Consider the following 24,576-nt stretch of genomic DNA (forward strand, 5'->3'; position numbering starts at 1 on the left):
GTCAGCCCCCCTCCATGCCCAGCAGCTCCATCAAATACAACCACTCCTCCGCCGCCACCGGCGTGATCGACAAGCGGTTCCCGCGCTTAAGCACAGCCATGCCCTCCAGCGGCGGATGCTGGCGCAATTCGGCCGGCTGCAACAGCCGCGTCTTCCGGACAAAGCGCACATCCACGCACAGCCAGCGCGGACTGGCGGGGTCGGACTTGGGATCGTGATAGGGGCTGGCCGGATCGAACTGGCTGGAGTCCGGATGCGCGGCGGACGCCACTTCGGCGATGCCGGCGATGCCCGGCTCCGGACAGGACGAGTGCCAGAACAGCAGCAAATCGCCGGGCCGCATGTCGTCGCGCATGAAATTGCGCGCCTGGTAATTGCGCACGCCGGTCCATTCGAACAGCCGACGGGGTTCGGCGGCCAGGTGATCGATCGAGGTTTCGTCCGGTTCGGACTTCATCAGCCAGTAGCGCATGGGCAATATCTGTTAATCGCTGAGTGGATGGAGAAAGACTTGCTCAATCTTACTGGAAAGATTGCCTCGTATGCTGACGCTCATGAGACAGGCCCCCTGTCTGATGTCGAGGAGAGCGAAGATGAAACAATGGATTCTGGCCGCCGCCATGGCCAGCGGCCTCGCCGGCTGCGTAGTGGAGCCGCCGCGCGTCGCGATGGCGCCGGTGGTGGTGCGCCCCGCCGCGGTAATGGTGCCGGCCGCGCCGGTTTATTACTACGGCTACGGTCCGCGCCATGGTTGGCGCTAGGCGCGGCTACGCAGCCATAGCCAGCCCAGCGGCAAAGCCGCATTCGCCAGCGCGCCGAGCCAATACAGCGCCAGGAAAGGCTGCTTGCGGGTCTTGTGGCGGAAGGCGCGCTGCGCGAACCAGGCGGCAGGCCAGCCGCCGGCCAGATGCAGCAGCTGCAGCCTAGCCTCCGGAATGCGCCAGCGGCCGCGCAGCGCCGCGCGCTTGTCCAGCCAATAAGCCAGCAGCGTGGGCGCGGCCATCACGGCATACGGCAGCCACCACCACCAGGCCAGCCCGCCCAGCAAGCAGGCGACGAGCAAGGGCAGCAACAGCAGCAATATCATGCCCCCTCCTTCGGCAACGGCAAGCGGCGCAGGCCGGATTCGGTCAGCAGCCAGTCCAGCCTCACATCCCATGCCTCGCGCGGCACCGCGTCCACCAACTGGCAGTCGAAAGCCACGCCGACCAGCAGCGGCTTGCCGCTCAAGGCATGCCGGCGGCGGAAGGCCAGCGTGCTGTCATAGAAGCCGCCGCCCTGCCCCATCCGGTAGCCATCCCGGTCCACGCCCAACAGCGGCACGAACAGCAGGTCCAGCCGTTCGGCGCGCAGCCGCGCGCCGGCGTATTCGAGAATCCGATAACGGGGATGGAGATACCAGCGATCGGCGGCGTCCAGCCGGGTGAACCATAGCCGGCGGCCACGCCGGGGAATCTGCGGCAGATAGATTTTCGCGCCGCGCCACAGCGCCGCGTTCATCAATTCGGCCAAGTCCAGCTCGGAGCCGGCAGCCAGATAGCCGCCGATGCGCTTGCCGCGTTTCAACAAACGCGACGCATGGCGGGCGATGGCGCGCGCGGCGGCGGCGCGGCAAGCGGCCGGCAAAGCCATGCGCGCGCGGCGAAGCTGGCGTCTCAGCGCCGGTTTGTCGATTGCGGGATCAAAGGAGGCCATGGGAGGAAGGGGGGGAGACCCCCGCGAGTGCCGTTCGGGCTAAATTCGCTTGTACCCTGTTTCCAGGAGGGGCCGCCTGCCAGACATTTCGGGCGCGTCCACAAGGGACGCGGCACGCCCATGTCTCACGCTGGCAGCCAAAAGCGAACGCATTGGTACAAAGGAATTGTGTGCCGTCACGAACACCGCAGGGGATAAACTGACCTTTGGTGCGCCAGCGCCGTTTTAGAACAGCGGCTGCTGGCTTTGGCTCAGCGCCTGGTCGGCAGCCTCGCTCATGCCGCGTATTTTACGCTGAAACGCCGCCATCTCCAAGCCCTCTCCCACTTTTGTCTTCAACAAATCGTGGGCGATGTTCAGCGCGGCCATGATGGCGATCTTGTCGGCGTCCATCACCTTGCCGTGCTGCTGGATGGTGGCGATCTTGCCTTCCAGCAGGCGCACCGCCTCCAGCAGGGTTTCCTGCTCGCCTTGCGGCGTGCCGATGGTGAAATGCCTGCCCAGCAGCTCGATGTCGACCTGAACCACGTCGCTCATTGCTCATTCTCCGGCGCGGCGGGCAGGCGCGCCACCAGGGCCGCCACCCGACTGCGGGTTTCGTTGACGCGGAAGTTCAGCTCGGCGTTTTCCTTCAGCGCTTCGGACAGCGCTTCGGCGAAACGGCCATTCTGGACTTCCAGCTCCCGGATGCGGCCGATCAGCGCCGCGACTCGGGATTCGAGGTATTCCAGTTCATTGTCCATGGCGGCGAGGATAACGGGCGGCTATCGGGCCGTCAAACCCAGCCGCTGCCGCGCTGTGTCCAGCCGGGCACACAGTTGCTCGGCGCCGTCCACCAGCCGGGGGCCGGGGATGGCGATGGCGTCGCCGCTCAAGGCCAGCAACGCCCCGCTCGCCACCGCGGGCAGCGCCTGCCAGCGTTTCCACATCGCCAGCGTGGCGTCGTCTCCCGCCACGATGGCCTGCGGTTGCGCCGCCACTACGGCGGCGGTCGACACCTGCGGCGCGGGCAGCGGCAGATCGGCGAATACGTTGACGCCGCCGCAGACGCGGATCAACGCGTCGATATAGCTTTTGCCGCTGACGGTGAAGATGGGCGTCTGGCTCAACTGGTAGAACACTCGCACCGGCGCGCGGCCGCCGTAGCGCTGCCGCAGCGTCGCCAACTTTCGGCGATACCCCGCGGCCGCCCGGGCTGCCGCGGCGTCAGTGCCGGCCAGTTTGCCCAGCTCGACCATCTCCCTGGCCACGTCGTCCGGCTGCAATGGATGGCTGATGAACACCGGCACCCCCATGCGCCGCAGCCGCTCCAATTCGCGCGGCGTGCCGCCATCCTGCCAGGCCACCACCAGATCCGGCCGCTGGCGCAGCACCGCCTCCAGGCTGAAGCCGGTGAAACCGCCGACGCGCGGCAGTTTTTTCGCTGCCTCCGGGTGATCGCTGTAATCGACGGCGGCCACCACCTTGCCCCCGGCCCCGGCGGCGAACAACAGCTCGGTGGCGTGCGGCACCAGGCTGACGATGCGCGCCGCCGGCCGGTCCAGCGCGATGGCGTTGCCGGCGCCGTCCACGGCCTGAACCGCGGCCTGGCCGCAGGCGGACGCCAGCAATAGCGCCCAGCCGAATCGGCTCGCCAGCCTCATGCGGATGGCTCCTTCAAAACCAGCGGCAAGCCGCAGGCTACCAGCGTCACCCGCCGGCAGCGCGCCGCCGCCAGCTGGTTGAGCCGGCCCAGCTCGTCGACGAAGCGGCGGGTTTCGGCGTCGCTGGCCACCACGCCCCAGCCCACTTCGTTGGACACCAGCAACGCCTCGCCCTTGAGCCGCCCCAGCGCGGCCAGCAACGCGTCGCGCTCCACCGCGTACTCGGCCTCGTCGAAGCCTTGCTCGCCGAAGAAACGCATCAGCCACATGCCCAGGCAGTCGATCAGCAGCAGCCCGCCTGGCGCGTCATGGGCGGCGATGATGGCCGCCAGCCCGCGGCCGGCCTCCGCCACGCTCCAGTGCGCCGGCCGCTGCGCGCGGTGAAGCGCCACCCGGCGCGCGAACTCGGCATCGCGCACCTCGGCGGTGGCAAGGTAGCACACCGGGCCGCCATGCCGGCGGGCCAGGTCTTCGGCGTGGCGGCTTTTGCCGCTGCGGGCGCCGCCGGTGATCAAGTGGGGCATGGATGGCTCCTTACTGGCTGTAGCGCACGCCGATGAAGGCGCCCAGGCCGCCGGTGTTGTAGCCGTAAGCGGTTTCGTATTCGCGATCGAACAGATTGTCGACGCGGGCCGTCGCGGTCCAGTTCTTGGCGAAGCGGTAGTTGGCGAAGGCGTTGGTCACGCCATAGCCATGCAACATCGTATTGGAGCTCACGTCGTAACGTACGGAGACAACGCGCTGTTCGACGCCCGCAGTCCACAGGTTCCAATCTCTGCTGGCCGTGAAATTGGCGCTTTGCCGCGGACGCAGCGGCAACCATTGACCGGTTCCGCCATCCCTCGCATCCACCAACGTGACGTTCATGCCCAGACGCGTCCCTTTCAAGCTGGTCTCGGCCTCAAGCGTCACCCCCTTGATCAATGCCTTGTTCGCATTGCTTGGGCTCCAAAAGAAAGATCCCGGCGAAACCGGCGCCCAGATAATCATCTGGTCGACATCATTCCGGAACGCGGTTGCGCTGAATACATCCTGCCCCTTGCGATATTGCACGGCCAGCTCTGCATTACGCGATCGCTCCGGACGCAACGACGGATTCCCGCCATACGGCGAATACAGATCATTGAACGTTGGGGCCTTGTAAGCCGTGCCATAACCCGCGCGTGCCAGCCAGCCATCGGCAAAGCGGTAGCCATAGTCGATCTTGCCGGTTGTCTTGCCGCCGAACTGATCGTCGCGGTCACGCCTGACGCTGCCTTGCAACGCATGCCTGCCCACCTCCAGCTGGTAAGTCAGGAATACCGCCTTGGTGCTGCGGGTATTCTTGGTAAACACGCTGTCGCTGTCGACCTTCTGATTGCCGCGCATCGCTCCCACGATGAACTTGCCGATGCCCGTCGACACATCGTTTTGCCACAGCCACTCGTTCTGCGTGGTTTGGTACAGGCTGTCGCGCCGGCCGCCAGCCGCGTCGCTGAAGGTTTCTTGCTTGTCTTGTCCATGGCTGAATCGCAACGTGCTGGTCCAAACATCGGCAAACTGGTTCTTCGACTCAAGGCTCTGGCCAGTCAAACGAGTCTTGCCCCAATCCTGGCCCGTTCCATTTTGGTCAAAATCAGCCCTGGCAAAGCTCTGGAATAAACGCACCGTCAAATCATGGCCCGGCGCCACGGCCTGGGTCACATTCGCGCTGTAACTATCGTTGTTGTAGCCATCGCGATCCGGGTTGTAGCTGGAACTCTTGGGATTCGTCGCCGAAAAGCCGTCAGCTTGATCATGGCTCCACTGCAGGTTATAAGCGGTGCCGCCAGATTTGCCGCCCACTCCGGCGCTCAGCTTGCCGCTTCCTCGCGTGCCGGCCTCCACCGCCGCGTTGAAACGCGGCGCTCCCTCGCCCTTGCGGGTGAAGATTTGTATCACGCCGCCAATGGCATCCGCGCCGTACAAACTGGACCCCGGCCCGCGCAGTATTTCAATCCGCTCCACTTGCTCCAGCGGAATGTTCTGAATCGCAGTGGTGCCTAATGTCGCAGACGCAATGCGGATACCGTCCACCAGCACCACCGTGTGATTGGAGTTGGCGCCGCGCATGAAAATGCCGCTGGAAGCGCCTGGGCCGCCGTTGCTGGTAATCGTGATGGCCGCCTGGCGCGACAACACCTGCTGCAGCGTTTGCGCGCCGCTTTCCTCGATTTCGTCGCGGGTGATCACGCTGGCGTCGGCCAAGGTCCGGGACAAGGGTTGCGCGATGCGGCTCGCGGTGATGATCACCGGGTCGCCGACGAACTGGGGCACGCCGTCGGCCAGGGCCAGGCTGGAACAGGCCAGCGCCGTCAGCGCGGCGCAGGTTTGAAGCTCGAACATGTAAAGACACACTCCACGATAAGGGCAACGTTGAGTGCGAAGAGGGCAACAGCAGCAAAGGACGGCACGGCAGAGCCGGAACGCCTGTCGAATCGCCTCCCCGCGAAACTCCAGTAGTCCGCCGGCTTCCGGCCGGGGCGACGCAGGCCGGTCTCCGGGCTGGGCCTTGCCGGCGGCGCGCCTTCCCATCCTGCGGACAGTGGCCATGCGCCGCCTGGACGCTTGCGCGCCAGGCCTTACCGTTGCGGGGGCAGCGCCGGCTTCGCACCGGCTTCCCGTTTCATCCGAGCGCCGCCTGGCGGGCGCGAACACCTGCTGATCGGCGGATTATAACCCGCCGGACTTTTGGCGGCACCGGCCAAGCAGTAATATGCTTAGAGTCCAACCGGCGTCCCGCGCCGGCTCCCACTCAACGGCCGGACCATGTCCGCCTCCGCAGCAGGCCCATACCATGAACAGCAGCAAACCCCTGGATCTTTCCGCACGCAACGCCGCCCGCGCCCGTCAAGCCGTACTGACCAAGCCGCCCGGCAGCCTGGGCCTGCTGGAGGAACTGGCTTGCCGCTTCGCCGCCTGGCAAGGCCGGGCCCTGCCTGAGGCGTTGCGTCCGGCCATCGCCGTATTCGCCGCCGACCACGGCGTCACCGTGGAGGGCGTCTCCGCCTTTCCGTCTGCGGTCACCACCGAGATGGTGCGCAACTTCGCCAACGGCGGCGCCGCCATCTGCGTGCTGGCGCGCGCGCTGGACGCGCGGCTGGAGGTCGTGGACGTGGGCGTGGCCGGCGACGTGTCGGCGCTGCCCATCGTCCACGCCAAGGTGAAGCCCGGCAGCGCCAACCTGGCCAAACAGGCGGCGATGAGCGCGGAAGAAACCGAGGCCGCGCTGGAAGCCGGCCGCGCCGCCGCCCGCCGCGCGGCGGAGGCCGGCGCCAACCTGTTGATCGCCGGCGACATGGGCATAGGCAACACCACCGCCTCCGCCGCGCTGATCTGCCGCCTCACCGGCGCCAGCCCGGAGCTGGTGGTGGGCCGCGGCACCGGGATCGACGACATCGGCCTGGCCAACAAGCGCCGGGTGGTGAAGACCGCGCTGGCGCGCGTAGCCTGGGAAAACCTCAGCGGCTTGGACACCCTGTCCGAACTGGGCGGCCTGGAAATCGCCGCCATGGCGGGCTTTTACCTGGAAGGCGCGCGCTTGGGCGTTCCCCTGCTGGTGGACGGCTTCATCGCCAGCGCCGCCGCGCTGTGCGCCAAATCGATCGAGCCCTCGCTGCACGACTGGCTGCTGGCCAGCCACCGCTCGGCGGAGTCCGGCCACGAGCTGGCGCTGACCGCGCTGCAGCTGCACCCGCTGGTAGACCTGGGCATGCGGCTGGGCGAAGGCTCCGGCGCCGCCGTCTGCGTGCCGCTGCTGCAGATGGCGGTGAAGCTGCATGCGCAGATGGCCACCTTCGAGGAGGCCGGCATCAGCGGCAAATCGGCATGAACCCTTACACCCTGACCCTGCTGCGCCATGGCGACATTCCGCACGACGGCCGGCTGATCGGCCTGACCGACCTGCCGCTGACCGAACTGGGCCACCAGCAGCTGGAACATAGCTGGAAACGCATCAGCAACCTGGCGCCGGTCACCTGCATCGCCACCTCGCCGCTGCAGCGCTGCCGCGAGTTCGCGGTCAAGCAGGCGCTGGCCGGCTCGCTGACGCTGAAAGTGGACCCGCGCTTCGCCGAGATGGACTTCGGCGGCTGGGACGGCCAGCCGGTGGCCGATCTGGAGCGGGAGCACCCCGGCTGGGGCGCGGACCTGGCAAACGGCAGGCTGTCCCCGCCCGGCGGCGAAAGCTTCGAGCAATTCCGCACCCGCGCGCTGGCCGGCCTGGCCGACTGGATGACCGAAGCCCGAGGCAGCCACCGGCTGCTGATCACTCATGGCGGCGTGATCACGGTGCTGATGGCCGAGTTGCTGGGCACCGAATTTTCGGTGGCCAAGCTGATGACGGTGCAGCGCGGCGGCTTCGTACAGCTGTCGATGCTGGAAGGACATCCGGCCTACCTGCTGCGCCTGGAGTCCGCATGCGCGGACTGATCCTGGCGGTGCAGTTCCTGACCCGGCTGCCCACGCCGCAGCTGGCCGCGTTCAAACCCGAATGGCAGGCGGCCAGCGCGCGCTGGTTTCCCGCCGTCGGCCTCATCGTCGGCGCGCTGCTGCTGGCCTCGCTGCGCCTGGGCGGCCAGGTCGATCCCTGGCTGGCGGCGCTATTGGCGCTGCTGGCCTGGGTGATGGTCACCGGCGGCCTGCATCTGGACGGCCTGGCCGACCTCTCCGACGCGCTGGGCGCGGCCCACCGCTCGCGCGAGCGCTTTTTCGAAGTCTTGAAAGACCCGCACCTGGGCAGCTTCGGCGTCCTCTCCCTGATTCTGGCCATCGTCGCCAAGCTGGTCTTGCTGATGCTGATCGCCCGCCAGGGCGGCCCGGCCTGGGGCTTGCTGCTGGTTCCAGCCTGGGCGCGCGGCTTCGCCGTGGCCTGGTCCGCCACCTTGCCGGCCATCGCGCCCGGCAGCGGCGAGCGCTTCGCCTGGCAAAAAGACTGGGCCGGCATGGGCCTGAACCTGGCCGCGCTGCTGGCGCTGTCCGCCTGGCTGGCGCCGGCGCTGCTGCTGGCCCCGCTGGCCGGCCTGGTCTGGCGAGCCTTCCTGAAACGCCGCCTGGGGGGCATGACCGGCGACTGCCTGGGGGCGGGCGTGGAGCTTTGCGAAATCGGGATGCTGGGCTTGCTGCTGTGGCGGGTGCCGGGGTGGCTTTGATGCCCCGTCCGCAATCTGGGCGGCATCAGGATCGACAGGCAAACCTGATCTGAGTCCCCCGCGCGGGCATGATTTACACGGCGAGGCTGCCCGCCAGGCAGGCCAAGGGGTTCTTGGCGGCTACCGACCAGCCCTGTACGGTTAACCACCTTCGGCACCCCAACAAAAAATGCCGCGCGCCGGGACTCCAGCGCGACGGCATTTTCTTAAAACGGCCAACCGCTTACAGCGTGCCCGCCACCTTCTTGTTGCGCATCAGGCACAGCATGTCACAGGCGATGTGGGCGGCGGCGATGGCTGTGATTTCGCTCTGGTCGTAGCTGGGAGCCACTTCCACCACGTCCATGCCGACGATGTTCAGATCGCCCAGGTTGCGGATGATCTTCAGCGCCTGCGCGGTGGTCAGGCCGCCGGGTACCGGCGTGCCGGTGCCCGGCGCCGCGGACGGGTCCAGACAATCGATGTCGAAAGTCACGTAGACCGGCGCGTCGCCGATGGTCTTCTTGATCTCGGCGATGGTGGCGTCGACGCCGTTGTCGTGCACCCACGGCGCGCCCAGCACGTTCAGGCCCATGAAATCGTCGTTCCAGGTGCGGATGCCGACCTGCACCGACTTCTTCGGGTCGATCAGGCCTTCCTTCACCGCCTTGTAGAACATGGTGCCGTGGTTCAGGCTGTCCGGGCTGTCGTCCGGCCAGGTGTCGCAGTGCGCGTCGAAGTGCAGCAGCGCCAGCGGCTTGCCGTACTTCTCGGCGTGCGCGATCAACAGCGGGTAGGTGACGTAGTGGTCGCCGCCGAAGGTCAGCATCTTGGCTCCGGAGGCCAGAATGGTGCGGGCGTGCTCGATGATGGACGGCTTGATGGTCAGCGGATTGTGCGCGTCGAACCAGCAGTCGCCGTAGTCCACCACAGCCAGGTCTTCGAACGGATCGAAGCCCCACGGATACGGCTTCAGCTCGGCCAGCTGCACGCTGGCGGCGCGGATGGCCTGCGGGCCCATGCGCGCGCCGGAACGGAAGGTGACCGACAGGTCCAGCGGAATGCCGGACACCGCCACGTCCACGCCTTCCAGGTCGCGGCTGTAATTGCGGCGCATGAAGGACAGCACGCCGGCGTAGGTGTTTTCGATGGAAGAGCCATACAGGCCCTGACGGCGGATAGCGCCGTCGCCATAGATCATTTCATCACTCATGCCACTCTCCAGGCGAGAGTACGCCGCTGCGGTCAAACAATTGATTCCGCATGGTTTCGCGACGATTACCGTCCATCTTGCACAGCCGACGGCTTGAGGCTGCCGCGCCCCGTGGCGCGGAAAACCCGAAGTGTGCCGCGATGGCGCGACAGGTTCAAGTCAAGACTAAAAATAGACGGGGAAACGCCGCGAACGACAGCCCGATTCAGCCATGCTGCGCAGCCACGCGCGCGCGGCGCGCCGACCAGCGGCCGCGCCACCAGCGCCAGCGCAGCTTGACGTCATACCAGGCGGGCCGGAGGCCGAGCAGAAACAGGAACAGCGCCAAAGGCAGCGTGAAGCCGAAACCCAGGTGCTTGAAACCCAGCGCGCCCACCACGCCGCCGATGAAGAAGGCCAGCAGGATCAGCGCGTAGACGCGGAATTTCTTGCGATTGGAGCGCACCGCGGCCACTCTCGGGTTGGCCTGGCGGTTGTAATAGCTCATCTTGGCCAGTTCGATGCCCAGATCGGTGGCGACGCCGGTCATGTGGGTGCTGCGCAGCAGGCCGCCGGACAGCTTGGTGACGATGGTGTTGTGCATGCCCATGATGAAACACAACAGCATCACCGTCGGCGGCGTGAACAGACCCTTGTGCAGCGACAAGCCCGCGCCCAGCAAGCCGAACACCAGCAACAACAGCGCCTCCTCCATCATCGACACCCCGTAGCCGCCGCGCAGCCGCTGCCGCCTCGCCCACAGGATCAACCAGGTGCTGTGCATCGCGCCGCCGACGAAACAGCACAGCATCACCAGCAGCGACAACGCCAGGCGGATCTCGCCGGTAGCCCAGGCGTCGGCCATGCCGGACACGATGCCGGACACGTGCGAGGTGTAGCGGTGCACCGCCAGGAAGCCGCCGGCGTTGATGGCGCCGGCGATGAAGGCCATCGACCAGCCCAGCTGGCGCAATACCCTGTCGTTGAAGCGGCCGCGATCCAGCAGCCGGGTGATGTGAAAGTGTCTGGACATGTAATTAGGACAAGCAAAACGGCGACTGGTTGTCGCCGTTGGAATATTGCACCGCAACATGCTTGCCGGGCAAGCCGCTGGATCAAACTTTATCCAGCTAGCAACCCTTCAGCGGAATACCCGGCGTCAAGCGCTTCTGCAACGCCTGCAGCCGCTCGGCCTGCGCCGCGTCCAGATCTTTGAACGTTAGCGCACTCACCTTTGACGGCTGGTCCTTGGACTTCACCACCGCCTTGTCGTAGCCGGCCGCCTTCAACCGCGCCGCCAACGCTTTGGCCGCGTCCTCCTTGCCGAACAGGCCCAGCGACAGGTTGCCCTTGAATTCGGCATTGCTGACGATGTAGTTGTCGAAGCCCTTTTCCTTCATCTCCGCCGACAGGGTCTTGGTTTCGGACTGAGTGGCCAGCGGCGGGTAGTACACCCAGAAGCGGCCGGCGCCCTTGCTCTCTTCCTTGCTTTCTTCCTGCAACTGGCCGGACTTCAGCTTCAACTGCGGCACGCCCCCTTTGACCCTGGCCAGCAGGCTGTCGTTGAGGCCAGCCCAGCGGTAGCAAGCCGACGCCTCTGCCTTCCTGTCCGCCGCCGGTTTTTCCTGCGGCTTATCGGCCGCCTTGGCCGCGGGTTTCGAGGCCTCCGTTTTGCCCGCGGCTTTAGCCAGGGCCTGAGCCGCGCTGGCCGCCGCCTTGGTCTCATGCAAAGGCTGGGCGGCGGGCGCGGACGCGGCCGGCGCGCTGGCTTGCGCCTTGGGCGCGGACGCGTCCGGCCTCCAGTTGGCGGGCAGCAGTTTCACCTGCCCGGGACTGACTTCCTGGGCATGCACGTCCAGCGGCGGCCGCTGCTTCAGCGAGCCATACATCGCCACCACCAGATTCAGCACCACCACCAGCGCCACAAACCACTTCATCACGCGTTCGCCACCTTGAGTAAACCCATCAGCACCAGATTATCCACGATCTGCAACGGCGCCGCGAGCCATGGCGCGATGCGGGCGGCGTCGCCGCCGGTGAGAATCACCGTGGCCGGCGCGCGGCCGGTGCGCTCGGCCAGCCGCCGGCGCTGCTCGGCGATGGCGCCGCTCAGCGCCGCCATCGCGCCGCTGGCCAGCGCGTCCTGCGTGCCTTGCGGAAAATCCACCACCTCGCCGGCCTGGCGGTTCAGGTTGGCCGTTCCCTGGGCCAGGCTTTGCAGCATCAGGCCATGGCCGGGCAGGATCAGCCCGCCCAAGTAATCGCCCTCCTCGGTCAGGGCCTCCACCGTCAGCGCGGTGCCGGCGCAGGCGACGATGACGTCGCCTCTGCATAGTTCGCGCGCGGCCAGCACCGCCAGCCAGCGGTCCGCCCCCTGCTCGGCGGTGTTGCGATAATGGTTACACACGTCGCCGAAGCTGCGCTCTGCGTGCACGCGGTGCAGCGGGCACGGCGCGGCGGCGGCCAACGCGTCAGCCACGTCCTTCTTCGCCACCGACGACAGCCAGGCGCCTTCCAACGGCCGTCCGCGCCAGGCATCGGCCAGGCCGGCCAGTTCTCCGTGCTCGGCCGCGCCCTGCTCGACGCAGTCCGCGCCCTGGTACAGCGCCCACTTCACCCGGCTGTTGCCGGCGTCTATCAGTAATTTCATTGGCGCTCCCTGAGGCTGACCTCGCCGATATGGAAGGTCCGCACCCCTTGGGCCGTTTTCACCTGCAGCGCGCCGTTGTCGGCCACGCCGATGGCCATGCCGTCCACGGGCTCGCCGTGGGAAAAACTCAGCCGCACCGCTGCGTCGCGGTGCGCGCACAGAGCCCACCACTCCTCGCGCAGCGGCGCGAAGCCGTCGCGGTCGAAATCGGCCAGCACCTGCGCCAGCTCGTTGAGCAGCGCGGACAGCGTCCGGTTGCGATCCGGCTCGACGCCGGCGTGCGCCAGCGCGGCCACCGGCTGGTCCACCTCGCCAGGATCGGCGACGTTCAGACCGATGCCGATCACCGCCGCGGCAGGGCCCAACGCGTCGCCCGATACCTCGATCAGGATGCCGGCCAGCTTGCGGCCATCCAGCAACACGTCGTTGGGCCACTTCAACGCCACCGGCGCGCCCAACGCACGCAACGCCCGTCCGATCGCGACGCCCACCGCCAGCGACAGGCCCGCCAGCTCGGCCAAGCCGCGCTCGAAACGCCACAGCAGCGAAAAGGTCAGCCCGGAGCCCAGCCTGGCCTGCCAACGCCGGCCCAGGCGGCCGCGCCCGGCCGTCTGCAGCTCGCAAGCCAGCACCAATCCATGCAGGCCGCCGTTGCCGGCGCGCGCCATCAATTGCGAATTGGTGGAGTCCGTGCGCTCCGCCACCGCCAGCGTGTAGGTTTCCGCGGCGCGCTCAGACAGCCCAGCCCGCACGGCGGCCACATCCAGCCAACCGAACGGCTGCGCCAGCCTGTAGCCCTGGCCGCGAACGCTGAACACAGTCAGACCCAACTCGGATTCGACCGCATGCACCGCTTGCCATACCAGCGTGCGGGAACAGCCCAACGCCTGGGCGATGTCTTCGCCGGAGTGGAAACGGCCATCGGACAGATGGCGCAGCACCGCGAACGCGTGCTCGCTCACGCCTTGCCCTCGGCGGCGCGGATTCGCTGCAGCGTCTTAGTGGTGGAGGTATCGAACAAAAACGGAATGGAGTGGACCTGGCCGCCGCGCGCCAGCGTTTCGCTGCTGCCGACGATCTTGTCCACCGTCCAGTCCCCGCCCTTGACCAGAACGTCAGGTCTGACCTGCTCGATCAGCTCGGCCGGCGTATCGGTGTCGAACCAGGTGACCAGGCTCACGCTCTCCAGCGCGGCCAGCACCGCGGCGCGGTTCAGCTCGTTGTTGATCGGCCTGTCGTCGCCCTTGCCCTGCCGCCGCACCGAAGCGTCGGTGTTCAGCCCCAGCACCAGGCTGGCGCCCAAGGCGCGCGCCTGAGCCAGATAGGTCACATGGCCGCGGTGCAGGATGTCGAAACAGCCGTTGGTGAACACCAGCGGACGCGGCAGCGCGGCCAGGCGCTCGGCCAGCCGCTCGGGCGGGCAGACCTTGTCTTCAAACGACGGCGACGGGTAACTCATGCTTTTCCTTGCTCGGATGCCGGCGACGGCGGCATGGCATGCCGGGGCCGCCGCGGCGTCGTGAAACGGAATGGATCGCGAAGCATACCACCGTCCCCGGTAGCTGCCCAACTCGGAACGCGTCAAGGGCAGGCGAGCGCGGCGCCGGCCAGCGTGTAGCCCGCCCTGGAAGACTGCTGGATATAGCCCGTGCTCAACAAATTGAAGGACAAGGCGTAGCTCGCGCCGCGGCTGTCGCAGATGCGGAAGTCTCCGCTCTGGGCTGCCGCGACGTAGGGGGGCCGAGGGTTGAAGCTGACGCTGGCGATCGCCGCGCCGCCGGTGGTGGCGACGTTGATGGTAGGCGCGCCGGCGCTGAGGGGCCGCGCCTGCGTCAACACCATGCTGGCGCTGCCCTGCGGCAATTCAAGGATGGCCCAGCCGGCGCTCCAGCTGCCGCCGCATGTCGTCGGCGACGCCGCGTTGTACGGACAGACCGTCACCACGTCGTCGTTGCTGATGGATAGCGAGCGCGCCTGGTTCAGCGCGTTGATCAACTGGTCCCGCGTGCTGTTCAGCCTCTCGTTCTGGACGAATACCTGCCAAGCCGGCAAGGCGACGGTCAACAGCAGCACCGCCACGGCGATGGTCACCAGCATTTCCACCAGCGTGAAACCGCCTCCGCCCGCCCGCCCCCTCACGGCCCGCGCCTCAATGCGGCCAGCAGGCGTTGGAGGTATCCGCGCCCTGAGCGTTCTGGGCGCTGCGGCTGCCGCTGTTGCCGACGCTGAAGCTGTTGCAGCCGGTATCGGAGGCCTGGACGCCGGAAGACACCGCCGTGGCCGTCAGCGTATAGGTGCTGGCATTGGTGGACGAGGCGATCTGCACCTGGTAATAGCCGCTGGGAGACGCCGCCGTCACGGCGCAGGCCGCGTTGTTGTAAGCGAAATACTGCGCGTAGCACTGCTCCATCTGCGCCTGCGCGGTGGTCAAAGCCTGCCAGGCGTCGCCCCGCCTGGATTTCTGCACATAGCTGGAGTACATCGGATAGGCGATGGCTCCCAGAATGGCCACCACAGCCAGGGTAATCATCAACTCGACCAGCGTCACGCCTCGCATACGCTCCCCCTCACAAGATCTGCCACCATCCACTCCAAGAATAGTATTGCTGCGACGGGCTGCTGCTGGTGCAGCTGAGCTTGCCGTTGGCGCAATTGTTGCGGCTGGAGCTGTTGCCGCCGCCCACCAGGATGCTGGCGGTGAACCCTCCCTGGCTGGACATCACGAAGGCCGGGGTGGAGGCGAAGAAGCTGCCCAGCTGCACCCCAGACAAAGGTTGCTGGTTGTAGACGTCCTGCCCGTTGACGACGCCGTCGCCAGTGGCGTCGAGGAAGGGCTGGGCCGGGGGACCGCCGGTCGCGTAATTGGACGACATCAGGAAAGAAACGCCGCCGGCGGTGCACGGCGATGTCGGCGGCGAGAACGTGGTGTACACCACATTGCCGGCGAATATCTGCGGATTGGTCAGCATCCGGGTTCCGCTGCCGGCGAAACTCAGGTTGTAATACCAGCCGTACAGCGTCGGACAAGTGCGGCCGACCACGCAATTGAGCGGCGGGTTCGGACTCTGCCAGTTGTACAGGCTGGACGACACCGTGGTGCTGGGGAAGCCTGACACCGAGGTGGCGATGGCTGTCTCCGTCTGCTGCAGCAGATTGGATGGCGTCAAGCCGGTGATGTTCATATTGTCGTAAATCGCATAGAAGGACTGGGTGTTGCTATTGGTCAGATCGGCCTGCGCCAGCAATTGGCCGGTGCCGACATACACCATCATCCCTTTCTGCTTGGGAAAGTTAGGGTTGAGCGTCGCCGCCGGCGCGGCGGTGATGGGCTGATGGTTTCCGCTGCTGTCCGTAGCTGTGAACAACAGGCGCACCGACCAATTGGCCGGATTGGAGCTGGATACGTTGATCGCCCACAGATTGCCTTGCAGATCGCCGGCGTACACGGTGTCCACCGCAGCCCCTGCGTTGCCGCTGCTGTTGATCGCCACCACTTCGGACAAGCCCTGCGGCGCGCTGCTGTTGCAGGCCGCGGGCACTGCGCTGCACAGGTCTATCTTGGCCAGGGTGGCGCCGGTTTGCGGATTCACCGCGTAGAAAATGGCGTGATTGCCGCTGCTGGCGTAGCCGTTGCCGAAAAACACCGCGAAAGCGTTGCTCGCGCCGTTCAGCCTGGCGATGGTCGGCCTGCCATAGGAATAGCCCATGCCGCTGTCGCTGAACTCCCACAAAGCGGCGTTCGCCACCGCCGTCTCGGTGGTGAGACTGGATGGCGTGGTGATGTCCAACGCATAGATGGTCTTGCCGCCGCCGCCCAGCCCGCCCACCAGAATGGAATGCCAGGCGTTGTCGGAGAACTGCACGTCGCCGGCCTGCGGCGAACCATCGACGAAATAAATGTGGTTGCTGTTGTAAGAGGTGCCCGTCAGCTGGTACAGGTTGGCGAACACGCCATTGGGGATGAAAGCGAAGGCCTCGTTGCCGGTGCTGGCGTTGAGTGCGTGCACCATCCCGTCGTTGGCCCCGAAGTAAAGCATGGGCGCGCGATTGGCGTTATTGCTGATGAAGGTCTGGTAGCTGGTGTCGATATAAGGCCCGTCCGGCTTGGCGACATAGGCCGGCCCGCTGTCGACCACGTCGCCCAGCAGATGGCTGCGGCTGCGGAAGCCGCCGCCATTGCGCGCCTCTTGGGAAGCGTCTCCGCGCAGATAGTTGAGCCTCAGGCTGCCCTTGGTGTCGGATGGCTGCAACTGCGACTGCTGGGCGCTGTTGATGCCGGTCACCCCGGCGGCGGGCCAGCGGAAGGGCACGCCTCTGCCATTGGCCGCGTCCCAGGTGGCGATCAGACGCGCGCTCTGCCAACCGCTGCCGCCAGCCAGCGCATCCAGCTGCGTCTGCGCGCTCCAGCTGGCAGAACTGCTGACATTCAACCCGCTGCTGGTGCCCAGCGCGTAGGCGGACAGATCGCCGGTCCAGTCGCTGTACGGCGTGTCGCTGGGATTGAAGCTGGCCAGGAAGGCCTGGGTATTGGTGCTGAGCGTGGTGCTGTTCAGAGCCACCGACGCCTGGTCGTAACTGCCCTTCTGAATCTGCACCAGGATGGAGCCCAGCGCGTTGCTGAAAGCTGATGGATCCACCGCCGGATAATAGGCACCGGTGTTGCCCGCCACCGCCATCGCCGTCAGCGTTTGCGCCGCCGTCGGGTTGGTGGCGGGCGCCACCCCAGCGCCGAGGCCGATCACATAGGTCTTGATGCCGGCGCTGGCCAGGGTCTGGATCTGACTGATCGCATCCAGCAGCGCCTGATCGTTGGTCCCCCCCGTATTCAACGAGCCGTCGGCGTTGAAACTGGCGGTCACCCCATAGCCCGCGGCCGCGGCGCTGCCCGCCGGCGGCCAGTAATAGCCGTTCTTGTCCTGGGTGGGCAGGCCGTCCGTGATCAACACCACGTACTTCTGCGGCGCGCAGCCGCTGCTGGACGAAGTGCTGGTGAACGAGGTCTGCGCCGTCTTCAGCAAGGCGTAAATAGGCGACTGTCCCGCCGCCGCCTTGATTTCCGAGGTGCTGGTGGAGTTGGTCTCCGGCTGCAAGAAAGGCGAGAAGGAGTTGTAGGCGCTGGAGAGTTGGCTGGCTGACGGGCTGCCCAGATTGGTCATCGCCACATTGGTGGCGGCGGCGCTGTATGACTGCGACCCCCCGTAACCCCAGCCGCGCTGCGCGTACAGCACTTGCGGCGCGTATGGCACATAGCCGGCATTGGTGGGAGAGGTGCTCCAGCCGCCGCTGTTCGGCGCGACCTTGCTGTACGACACGGAAATCGAACCGTTTTTGTAACTGCTCAGCGAAAAATAGCTGTAGGGATTGCTGGGACTGACCGTGCCATAGGTCATGAACACCGGGTTAAGACTGGAAGCATACAGCACGTCGTTGATGCTGGCGTCGTCGCTGGTGGCTGCCACCGTCATGTACTGCGAGCCGCTCACCGTGCTGCTGCTCGCGCCCAGCGCGGTGACGATGGAGCCGCAATTGCTTTTCACCGTAGACGACGAGGACGAACTGTAGCCGTAGCATGGATTAAGGACCGTGTCGGTGCTGCTGGTGGCCGTCGGCGTGTTGGTGAAGCCGAAGCCTCCGGTCGGCGACATGTAATACACCCAGGTGGTGTACAAGGAGGTGCGGCTCATCTGATAAGACAGCAAGGCGAAATCGGTGGTGGCGAGATAGGTGTTCAAGATCGATAGAATGCCGGCCTTTGCCACATTCAGCCGCGACGGGCTGTTATCCGCCAGCTGGCCGCCGGACAAGGCCGCAGTGTACGGCTGCATGCTGCCCGCGGCTCCCCCGCTGACCGGCGGCGTGAAGTTGGACGGCACCGGGTAGTTGATCGGCGAAGCCGAACCGGTCAACCCGCTGACCGCGCCGGAGCCGGTCAACAACGCGCCGCCGCGGCCGGTGTAGCTTGTGGAAAAGCCACTGCTGCAATTGGCCCCGCTATTGCCGGTGCCATTGCAATAGGTGATGGTGCTGCCGTCCATCGATTCGGAATTGGTCACCGCGATCACCACTTGCGGCCGGGCCGGCGTGGTGATTGTCAGCGGCACCTGGGAAATGGCCAGCGTCGCCGTGGACCCGCCACCCCATGCCCAGAACGCCGCGAGCCCCGCCACCACGGTCAGCAGAACCAGGGCTACGCGCAATATCGGCACTCTTCGCGTCATCTCCGCCTCACTGAGTGAAAATGGCCTGCACCACGACAGGGCTGGCGCCGCTGCTGGTCGCCACTCTCGCCGTCACCCGGTAGTTGTTGCCACCGGCCTGTTGCCCATAAATGCCGCGGTTGCCGCAGCTGGTTCCCGCCCGGCAGGCGTCAGGCATGCTTTCCACCACGTAGCTGCTAACGATGCCGGCAACCGGCGGCGTGCCGGCATAACCCGCTATGGCCTTGGCGCTGTCGCTCCAGAACGAGGCGTTGTACAGATTTTGCTGCCATGCCGGCGTGGCGCTGGCATTGAACTGGTAATAGCCGTTATTGCCGGAGACGGTGAACGTCTGGCTGGAAAAGCCGCCTTGCAGCATCGAGGCGTAAGCCTGGCGCAGCGTCCCCTCCGCCAGTTCCAGATTGCTCTGGTACTGCGCATTGTTGCTGGCCATGTGCAATTGGCCCAAAGACTGGCTGCTGCCAGCCAAGCCCAGAATCATGATCACCAGCATGAAAATCAGCGCGACGATCAACACCACGCCCGCCTGATCGCCCCGCGAGCCATGAACATGTGGCAGAGTCTTCATAGACCGGCATTCCGCAATGAAACCGTCATCGTGTAGACATGGCGCAAACGGGTGTCGCAAGGCACCACCACCGTGCTGCCCAGCACAGTCCAGTTGGTCTGGTTCGCGCAACGTCCCCCGCCCGTTGCCGGAGCGGAACCCAATGGCCCCTCCAGCAAGGCTGCGATCCTCAAACTATTGACCTGGGCCCAGTTGCCGACCTGCCCGGCCGACAGATACTGCGTGGTCGCGCCAGGCGCGCTGCCCACGCCATACCATATCTGCAGCGCATCCACGCCCGGCACTACCGGCGTCAACTGCCAGCTGCCCGTCGTGCCGTCATACACCGCCTGATACAGCGCGCTTTGGGTGCCGGCGGCCTGGGCCACGAAATAAGCCGTCTGCGACAAGGGTGCCGCCACCGAGCCTACAGGGAAGTCCGCATCCAGCGCCTGGCGCAAATTGATCACGCTGTTGTTCCCCGCGCTGCCGATATTGCTGACTTGCATGATGGAGGAATGCCCGCAGTTGGAAACCGACAACAAATCGTTGGCGGCCACGCCTGAAGCAGACAGCGTCTGCAGGGCGGTGCTGCCCGCCGAAGCGTATGCATTCACCCAGACTGGCACCGAACCATTGGTCTGTCCGCTGAAAACCAGCACATCGCTGCCTTTGGCCACCAGTCCCTGCAGGCTGCTGTCCAGAGTCGGCGTCCAGTCGGTCAACGTGGCGTCGTTGCTCCCGTTCAGCGAGCTTAAGGTCAACGTGGATGAAGCCAACACCGCGTCGAACCCGATGACCGGAGTGTTGAAATTGCCCAGCAAACCATTCGCCGCCACCAGCGTATTCGAGGTGGTTGCGCCGGAGCAGCCGAAAAAACCCGCCGAGCGCGCGGTCTGCGAAATCACGCTAGACAAGGTGGCGCCAGCGTTTTGCAGCATGCCCTGGCCGGTATTCGTGGAATAATCCTTGCGCCCCCCCACCATGATGCCGATCAGCGAGGTCAGCAGCAGCAAGCCGATGGTGATCGCCACCATCAGTTCCACCAGCGAGAAACCGCTCCGCGCGCGCCTCGTCTTCACATGATGGTCCTCACCGTCACCGACTGCTGCGTTCCGCCGCTCACCGCGTTGCCATCCGTCCACCATATCTGCACAATTCGCTCACTGCCTCCGCCGTTGGTTGGCTGGTAAACGCTGCCGGTGCCGCCCGGCAGATTGTTCTGCACATCGCTTAGCCACTGGTATTTGTCGTAAGTCGCCATTGTCGCCGTGCTGCAGGCGGCAGTGGCGCAATCGCTCTGAAAGGTGGCAGGACTGGTGCCGGAAGCCACATCGTAGCTTCCCGCGCTGACCTGCGAGGAGTTGGCTCGCATACGGTCAATCATGTCGTAGGCATACTGATTTGCCATCTGGCGCAAGTAAGCGGAGCTGCTGGCCCGCTCTGCGTTCACCATCACTGCGATCGCCGCCAATACTCCCATCGCCAATACCAGCAAGGCGATCAAGACCTCCAGCATGGTGAAGCCTCCTATCCCGCGACTCGCTCGGCAACGCATCTCCATCTCCAGATGTAGCCCTGCTGTCAGCATAGGGCGTAGCCAAGCTCGAAGCCCTCTTGAACCGACCAAAGGGCTTGCGGCGGCGATGGACGGACTGGCTCCGAAGCCTGAGACATAAGCAACGCAGCCCCACCGGTTTCCCTGGCGGAGCTGTCGCTTGAAATAAGAATCTGGACGGGAGAAAGCACAAAGCCCAGCTCGATAGAGCTGGGCTTGTGTATGAGGCGTCTGGCGGTGTCCTACTTTCACATGGCGAATGCCACACTATCATCGGCGCTAAGATGTTTCACGGTCCTGTTCGGGATGGGAAGGCGTGGGACCATCTCGCTATGGCCACCAGACATAAACTGGCACAAACTGAAAGAAGCCTGAACCAGAGATGTTCTCTGATTCTGAATATTCGGTATCTGATCGTGTCGCACACACTCTATCTTCGTCACTTAGCTCTCTAAGTCACTCAAATGATAGGATCAAGCCTCACGAGCAATTAGTATCGGTTAGCTTCACGCCTCACAGCGCTTCCACACCCGACCTATCAACGTCCTGGTCTCGAACGACTCTTCAGGGAGGTCAAGCCTCCAGGGAAGTCTCATCTTCAGGCAAGTTTCCCGCTTAGATGCTTTCAGCGGTTATCTCTTCCGAACTTAGCTACCCGGCAATGCGACTGGCGTCACAACCGGTACACCAGAGGTTCGTCCACTCCGGTCCTCTCGTACTAGGAGCAGCCCCCGTCAAACTTCCAACGCCCACTGCAGATAGGGACCAAACTGTCTCACGACGTTTTGAACCCAGCTCACGTACCACTTTAAATGGCGAACAGCCATACCCTTGGGACCGGCTACAGCCCCAGGATGTGATGAGCCGACATCGAGGTGCCAAACACCGCCGTCGATGTGAACTCTTGGGCGGTATCAGCCTGTTATCCCCGGAGTACCTTTTATCCGTTGAGCGATGGCCCTTCCATTCAGAACCACCGGATCACTATGTCCTGCTTTCGCACCTGCTCGACTTGTCGGTCTCGCAGTTAAGCTACCTTTTGCCATTGCACTATCAGCACGATTTCCGACCGTACCTAGGTAACCTTCGAACTCCTCCGTTACACTTTGGGAGGAGACCGCCCCAGTCAAACTGCCTACCATGCACTGTCCCCAATCCGGATCACGGACCAAGGTTAGAACCTCAAACACACCAGGGTGGTATTTCAAGGACGGCTCCACCAGAACTAGCGTCCTGGCTTCAAAGCCTCCCACCTATCCTACACAAGTCTGTTCAAAGTCCAATGCAAAGCTACAGTAAAGGTTCACGGGGTCTTTCCGTCTAGCAGCGGGGAGATTGCATCTTCACAAACACTTCAACTTCGCTGAGTCTCAGGAGGAGACAGTGTGGCCATCGTTACGCCATTCGTGCGGGTCGGAACTTACCCGACAAGGAATTTCGCTACCTTAGGACCGTTATAGTTACGGCCGCCGTTTACCGGGGCTTCGATCAAGAGCTTGCACCCCATCACTTAACCTTCCGGCACCGGGCAGGCGTCACACCGTATACGTCCACTTTCGTGTTGGCACAGTGCTGTGTTTTTGTTAAACAGTCGCAGCCACCGATTCTCTGCGACCTGTCAAAGCTTCATCCGCAAGGGACTACACCTCAACAGGCATACCTTCTCCCGAAGTTACGGTATCAATTTGCCGAGTTCCTTCTCCTGAGTTCTCTCAAGCGCCTTAGAATTCTCATCCTGCCCACCTGTGTCGGTTTGCGGTACGGTTCTTGTGTAGCTGAAGCTTAGTGGCTTTTCCTGGAAGCGTGGTATCAGTCACTTCAGGTCCGTAGACCCTCGTCATCACTTCTCGGCGTTAAAGAAGAGCGGATTTGCCTACCCTTCACGCCTACCGGCTTAAACAGACTATTCCAACAGTCTGATGACCTAACCTTCTCCGTCCCCACATCGCACTACACAAAAGTACGGGAATTTTAACCCGTTTCCCATCGACTACGCTTTTCAGCCTCGCCTTAGGGGCCGACTCACCCTACGCCGATGAACGTTGCGTAGGAAACCTTGGGCTTTCGGCGAGCGGGCTTTTCACCCGCTTTATCGCTACTCATGTCAGCATTCGCACTTCTGATATCTCCAGCATCCCTTACGAGACACCTTCACAGACCTACAGAACGCTCCCCTACCACGCACAGTAAACTGTGCATCCGCAGCTTCGGTTATCAGTTTGAGCCCCGTTACATCTTCCGCGCAGGACGACTCGACCAGTGAGCTATTACGCTTTCTTTAAATGATGGCTGCTTCTAAGCCAACATCCTGGCTGTCTAGGCCTTCCCACTTCGTTTACCACTTAACTGATCATTTGGGACCTTAGCTGGCGGTCTGGGTTGTTTCCCTCTTGACAATGGACGTTAGCACCCACTGTCTGTCTGCCAAGCTCGCACTTTCCGGTATTCAGAGTTTGCCATGGTTTGGTAAATCGCAATGACCCCCTAGCCATAACAGTGCTTTACCCCCGGAAGTGATACTTGACGCACTACCTAAATAGTTTTCGGGGAGAACCAGCTATCTCCGAGTTTGTTTAGCCTTTCACCCCTATCCACAGCTCATCCCCTAGTTTTGCAACACTAGTGGGTTCGGACCTCCAGTGCGTGTTACCGCACCTTCATCCTGGCCATGGATAGATCACTCGGTTTCGGGTCTACGCCCAGCAACTAAAGCGCCCTATTCGGACTCGGTTTCCCTACGCCTCCCCTATTCGGTTAAGCTTGCTACTGAACGTAAGTCGCTGACCCATTATACAAAAGGTACGCAGTCACGGAACAAGTCCGCTCCCACTGTTTGTATGCATCCGGTTTCAGGTTCTATTTCACTCCCCTCCCGGGGTTCTTTTCGCCTTTCCCTCACGGTACTGGTTCACTATCGGTCGATCATGAGTATTTAGCCTTGGAGGATGGTCCCCCCATCTTCAGACAGGATTTCTCGTGTCCCGCCCTACTTGTCGACTGCCTAGTTCTTGCGATGCGTTTTCGTGTACGGGGCTATCACCCACTATGGCGGTCCTTTCCATGAACCTTCCACTAACGCAACTCATAACACAGTCAGGCTGTTCCGCGTTCGCTCGCCACTACTTACGGAATCTCGGTTGATTTCTTTTCCTTCAGCTACTTAGATGTTTCAGTTCGCTGAGTTCGCCTCCTCTGACCTATGGATTCAGTCAGGGATCTCCTTGCGGAGGGGTTTCCCCATTCGGACATCGCGGGATCAAAGCTCTATTGCCAGCTCCCCCGCGCTTTTCGCAGGCTTACACGTCCTTCATCGCCTATGATCGCCAAGGCATCCACCAGATGCACTTAGTCGCTTGACCCTATCATTTCAGTAACCTAAATTACCGCAACAACAGAGAGTGTTTGTGCGACGACTGCACCGCCCCTTTTGATATGGCGACGCAGCCTTAGATACAATCAAATACCCAAGATGACGATTCATTCAACATGCAGAATTAACTCCATGTCGTTTGTCTCGCCGTCTTTATATATTCGGCTTCTTCAGTTTGTTAAAGATCGGGCGTTTATACAACGCAAACAGAATCCAACTCTTCCGAATTCGATTTTGTTTGCGATGGTGGAGGATGACGGGATCGAACCGACGACCCCCTGCTTGCAAAGCAGGTGCTCTCCCAACTGAGCTAATCCCCCTCTTTTTGGGTGATGCTGCGTTGCTCAGTCGCTCATGTGCATAAGCACATGCCGCTCCTTCGCGCCTTGCCTGACCCAAAAAATACTGGTGGGTCTGGTAGGACTCGAACCTACGACCCCTGCGTTATCAACACAGTGCTCTAACCAGCTGAGCTACAAACCCAGTAGTCGTTTGATACCACATCCTTTTCGATCAAAATCCAGCAGATCCAGGCGAAAGCTGACGACGTGTACAT

24 protein-coding genes, 2 tRNA genes, 2 rRNA genes, 1 other RNA gene and 1 riboswitch are annotated in these 24,576 nt (G+C 63.7%); of the genes, 4 read left to right on the forward strand and 25 right to left on the reverse strand.

Translation table 11 applies throughout. The features are described 5' to 3' along the window. Position 1 precedes the first annotated feature (1 nt). Complete coding sequence (locus DK842_RS06780; RefSeq protein ID WP_114060780.1) at positions 2–472, reverse strand: EVE domain-containing protein; 471 nt, start codon at positions 470–472, stop codon at positions 2–4. A gap of 121 nt (positions 473–593) precedes the next feature. Between DK842_RS06780 and DK842_RS23355 the strand changes: the two genes are divergently transcribed. After that, complete coding sequence (locus tag DK842_RS23355; RefSeq protein ID WP_168194830.1) at positions 594–761, forward strand: YajG family lipoprotein; 168 nt, start codon at positions 594–596, stop codon at positions 759–761. Here the strand turns inward: DK842_RS23355 and DK842_RS06785 are convergent. The 8 genes from DK842_RS06785 to DK842_RS06820 form a co-directional block, all read right to left on the reverse strand. Continuing rightward, a complete protein-coding gene (locus DK842_RS06785; RefSeq protein ID WP_114060781.1) occupies positions 758–1,087 on the reverse strand; it encodes a DUF1294 domain-containing protein in 330 nt (109 codons plus the stop codon). The two genes, DK842_RS23355 and DK842_RS06785, sit on opposite strands and share 4 nt — an antisense overlap. After that, positions 1,084–1,695, reverse strand: coding sequence for a 5-formyltetrahydrofolate cyclo-ligase (locus DK842_RS06790; RefSeq protein WP_114060782.1), 612 nt, complete (start codon positions 1,693–1,695; stop codon positions 1,084–1,086). Before DK842_RS06790 ends, DK842_RS06785 begins: the two co-directional genes overlap by 4 nt. A 14-nt stretch (positions 1,696–1,709) precedes the next feature. Continuing rightward, a non-coding RNA gene (gene ssrS / locus DK842_RS06795) (6S RNA) lies at positions 1,710–1,892 on the reverse strand. Positions 1,893–1,920: 28 nt separating this feature from the next. Further along, positions 1,921–2,232 (reverse strand): cell division protein ZapA, encoded by a 312-nt coding sequence (locus DK842_RS06800; RefSeq protein WP_114060783.1) that lies wholly within the window; start codon positions 2,230–2,232, stop codon positions 1,921–1,923. Continuing rightward, a complete protein-coding gene (locus DK842_RS06805; protein ID WP_114060784.1) occupies positions 2,229–2,438 on the reverse strand; it encodes a hypothetical protein in 210 nt (69 codons plus the stop codon). The genes DK842_RS06800 and DK842_RS06805 overlap by 4 nt, the downstream gene beginning before the upstream one ends. 21 nt (positions 2,439–2,459) lie before the next feature. Beyond that, a complete protein-coding gene (locus DK842_RS06810; RefSeq protein ID WP_114060785.1) occupies positions 2,460–3,338 on the reverse strand; it encodes a cobalamin-binding protein in 879 nt (292 codons plus the stop codon). Next, entirely contained in the window at positions 3,335–3,862 is a 528-nt protein-coding gene (gene cobU, locus DK842_RS06815; protein ID WP_114060786.1) for a bifunctional adenosylcobinamide kinase/adenosylcobinamide-phosphate guanylyltransferase, read from the reverse strand. Before cobU ends, DK842_RS06810 begins: the two co-directional genes overlap by 4 nt. A 10-nt stretch (positions 3,863–3,872) precedes the next feature. Beyond that, entirely contained in the window at positions 3,873–5,702 is a 1,830-nt protein-coding gene (locus tag DK842_RS06820) for a TonB-dependent receptor domain-containing protein (RefSeq protein WP_114060787.1), read from the reverse strand. Positions 5,703–5,830: 128 nt separating this feature from the next. Beyond that, a riboswitch (cobalamin riboswitch) is annotated at positions 5,831–6,033 on the reverse strand. A gap of 120 nt (positions 6,034–6,153) precedes the next feature. On the opposite strand from DK842_RS06820, the gene cobT reads away from it, so the two are divergent. Genes cobT through cobS form a run of 3 tightly spaced genes read left to right on the forward strand, consistent with a single transcriptional unit; the run spans position 6,154 to position 8,506 of the window. Then, a complete protein-coding gene (gene cobT, locus DK842_RS06825) occupies positions 6,154–7,188 on the forward strand; it encodes a nicotinate-nucleotide--dimethylbenzimidazole phosphoribosyltransferase (protein ID WP_114060788.1) in 1,035 nt (344 codons plus the stop codon). Further along, on the forward strand, positions 7,185–7,787 hold the full coding sequence (locus tag DK842_RS06830; RefSeq protein ID WP_114060789.1) for a histidine phosphatase family protein: 603 nt from the start codon (positions 7,185–7,187) through the stop codon (positions 7,785–7,787). Before cobT ends, DK842_RS06830 begins: the two co-directional genes overlap by 4 nt. Next, on the forward strand, positions 7,775–8,506 hold the full coding sequence (cobS, locus tag DK842_RS06835) for an adenosylcobinamide-GDP ribazoletransferase (protein WP_114060790.1): 732 nt from the start codon (positions 7,775–7,777) through the stop codon (positions 8,504–8,506). Before DK842_RS06830 ends, cobS begins: the two co-directional genes overlap by 13 nt. Positions 8,507–8,729: 223 nt before the next feature. Here the strand turns inward: cobS and speB are convergent, their stop codons facing one another. From speB to DK842_RS06915, 16 genes are all read right to left on the reverse strand, one after another. Next, positions 8,730–9,698 carry an agmatinase gene (gene speB, locus DK842_RS06840; protein ID WP_011134045.1) on the reverse strand — a complete coding sequence of 323 codons (969 nt, stop codon included), beginning with the start codon at positions 9,696–9,698 and terminating at the stop codon, positions 8,730–8,732. Positions 9,699–9,903: 205 nt separating this feature from the next. Beyond that, complete coding sequence (locus DK842_RS06845) at positions 9,904–10,710, reverse strand: YoaK family protein (RefSeq protein ID WP_114060791.1); 807 nt, start codon at positions 10,708–10,710, stop codon at positions 9,904–9,906. Between the two features lie 97 nt (positions 10,711–10,807). After that, positions 10,808–11,614: an SPOR domain-containing protein gene (locus DK842_RS06850; protein WP_114060792.1), complete on the reverse strand. Its 807-nt coding sequence runs from the start codon at positions 11,612–11,614 to the stop codon at positions 10,808–10,810. Then, positions 11,614–12,327, reverse strand: coding sequence for a type III pantothenate kinase (locus tag DK842_RS06855; protein ID WP_114060793.1), 714 nt, complete (start codon positions 12,325–12,327; stop codon positions 11,614–11,616). The genes DK842_RS06850 and DK842_RS06855 overlap by 1 nt, the downstream gene beginning before the upstream one ends. Next, positions 12,324–13,289, reverse strand: a complete 966-nt coding sequence (locus DK842_RS06860) for a biotin--[acetyl-CoA-carboxylase] ligase (protein ID WP_114060794.1) — start codon at positions 13,287–13,289, stop codon at positions 12,324–12,326. The genes DK842_RS06855 and DK842_RS06860 overlap by 4 nt, the downstream gene beginning before the upstream one ends. Continuing rightward, positions 13,286–13,786: a D-glycero-beta-D-manno-heptose 1-phosphate adenylyltransferase gene (rfaE2, locus tag DK842_RS06865; protein WP_114060795.1), complete on the reverse strand. Its 501-nt coding sequence runs from the start codon at positions 13,784–13,786 to the stop codon at positions 13,286–13,288. The genes DK842_RS06860 and rfaE2 overlap by 4 nt, the downstream gene beginning before the upstream one ends. Positions 13,787–13,908: 122 nt before the next feature. Then, positions 13,909–14,466, reverse strand: coding sequence for a GspH/FimT family pseudopilin (locus DK842_RS06870; RefSeq protein WP_145963986.1), 558 nt, complete (start codon positions 14,464–14,466; stop codon positions 13,909–13,911). Positions 14,467–14,476: 10 nt separating this feature from the next. Beyond that, positions 14,477–14,884: a type IV pilin protein gene (locus DK842_RS06875; RefSeq protein WP_114060797.1), complete on the reverse strand. Its 408-nt coding sequence runs from the start codon at positions 14,882–14,884 to the stop codon at positions 14,477–14,479. A gap of 10 nt (positions 14,885–14,894) precedes the next feature. Then, entirely contained in the window at positions 14,895–18,545 is a 3,651-nt protein-coding gene (locus DK842_RS06880; protein ID WP_114060798.1) for a pilus assembly protein, read from the reverse strand. A 7-nt stretch (positions 18,546–18,552) separates the two neighbouring features. Beyond that, positions 18,553–19,113: a pilus assembly PilX family protein gene (locus DK842_RS06885; protein ID WP_114060799.1), complete on the reverse strand. Its 561-nt coding sequence runs from the start codon at positions 19,111–19,113 to the stop codon at positions 18,553–18,555. Continuing rightward, positions 19,110–20,174, reverse strand: coding sequence for a PilW family protein (locus DK842_RS06890; RefSeq protein ID WP_168194831.1), 1,065 nt, complete (start codon positions 20,172–20,174; stop codon positions 19,110–19,112). The genes DK842_RS06885 and DK842_RS06890 overlap by 4 nt, the downstream gene beginning before the upstream one ends. Then, a complete protein-coding gene (gene pilV / locus DK842_RS06895) occupies positions 20,171–20,611 on the reverse strand; it encodes a type IV pilus modification protein PilV (protein WP_168194832.1) in 441 nt (146 codons plus the stop codon). Before pilV ends, DK842_RS06890 begins: the two co-directional genes overlap by 4 nt. Before the next feature lie 268 nt (positions 20,612–20,879). Continuing rightward, a 5S ribosomal RNA gene (gene rrf, locus DK842_RS06900) occupies positions 20,880–20,994 on the reverse strand. A gap of 125 nt (positions 20,995–21,119) precedes the next feature. Then, positions 21,120–24,009, reverse strand: a 23S ribosomal RNA gene (locus DK842_RS06905). 255 nt (positions 24,010–24,264) lie between these two features. Further along, positions 24,265–24,340 (reverse strand) — tRNA-Ala (locus DK842_RS06910). An 86-nt stretch (positions 24,341–24,426) separates the two neighbouring features. Beyond that, positions 24,427–24,503: transfer RNA gene (locus DK842_RS06915), tRNA-Ile, on the reverse strand. Positions 24,504–24,576: the final 73 nt, after the last annotated feature.

The organism is Chromobacterium phragmitis (assembly GCF_003325475.1).
GTDB classification, from domain to species: domain Bacteria; phylum Pseudomonadota; class Gammaproteobacteria; order Burkholderiales; family Chromobacteriaceae; genus Chromobacterium; species Chromobacterium phragmitis.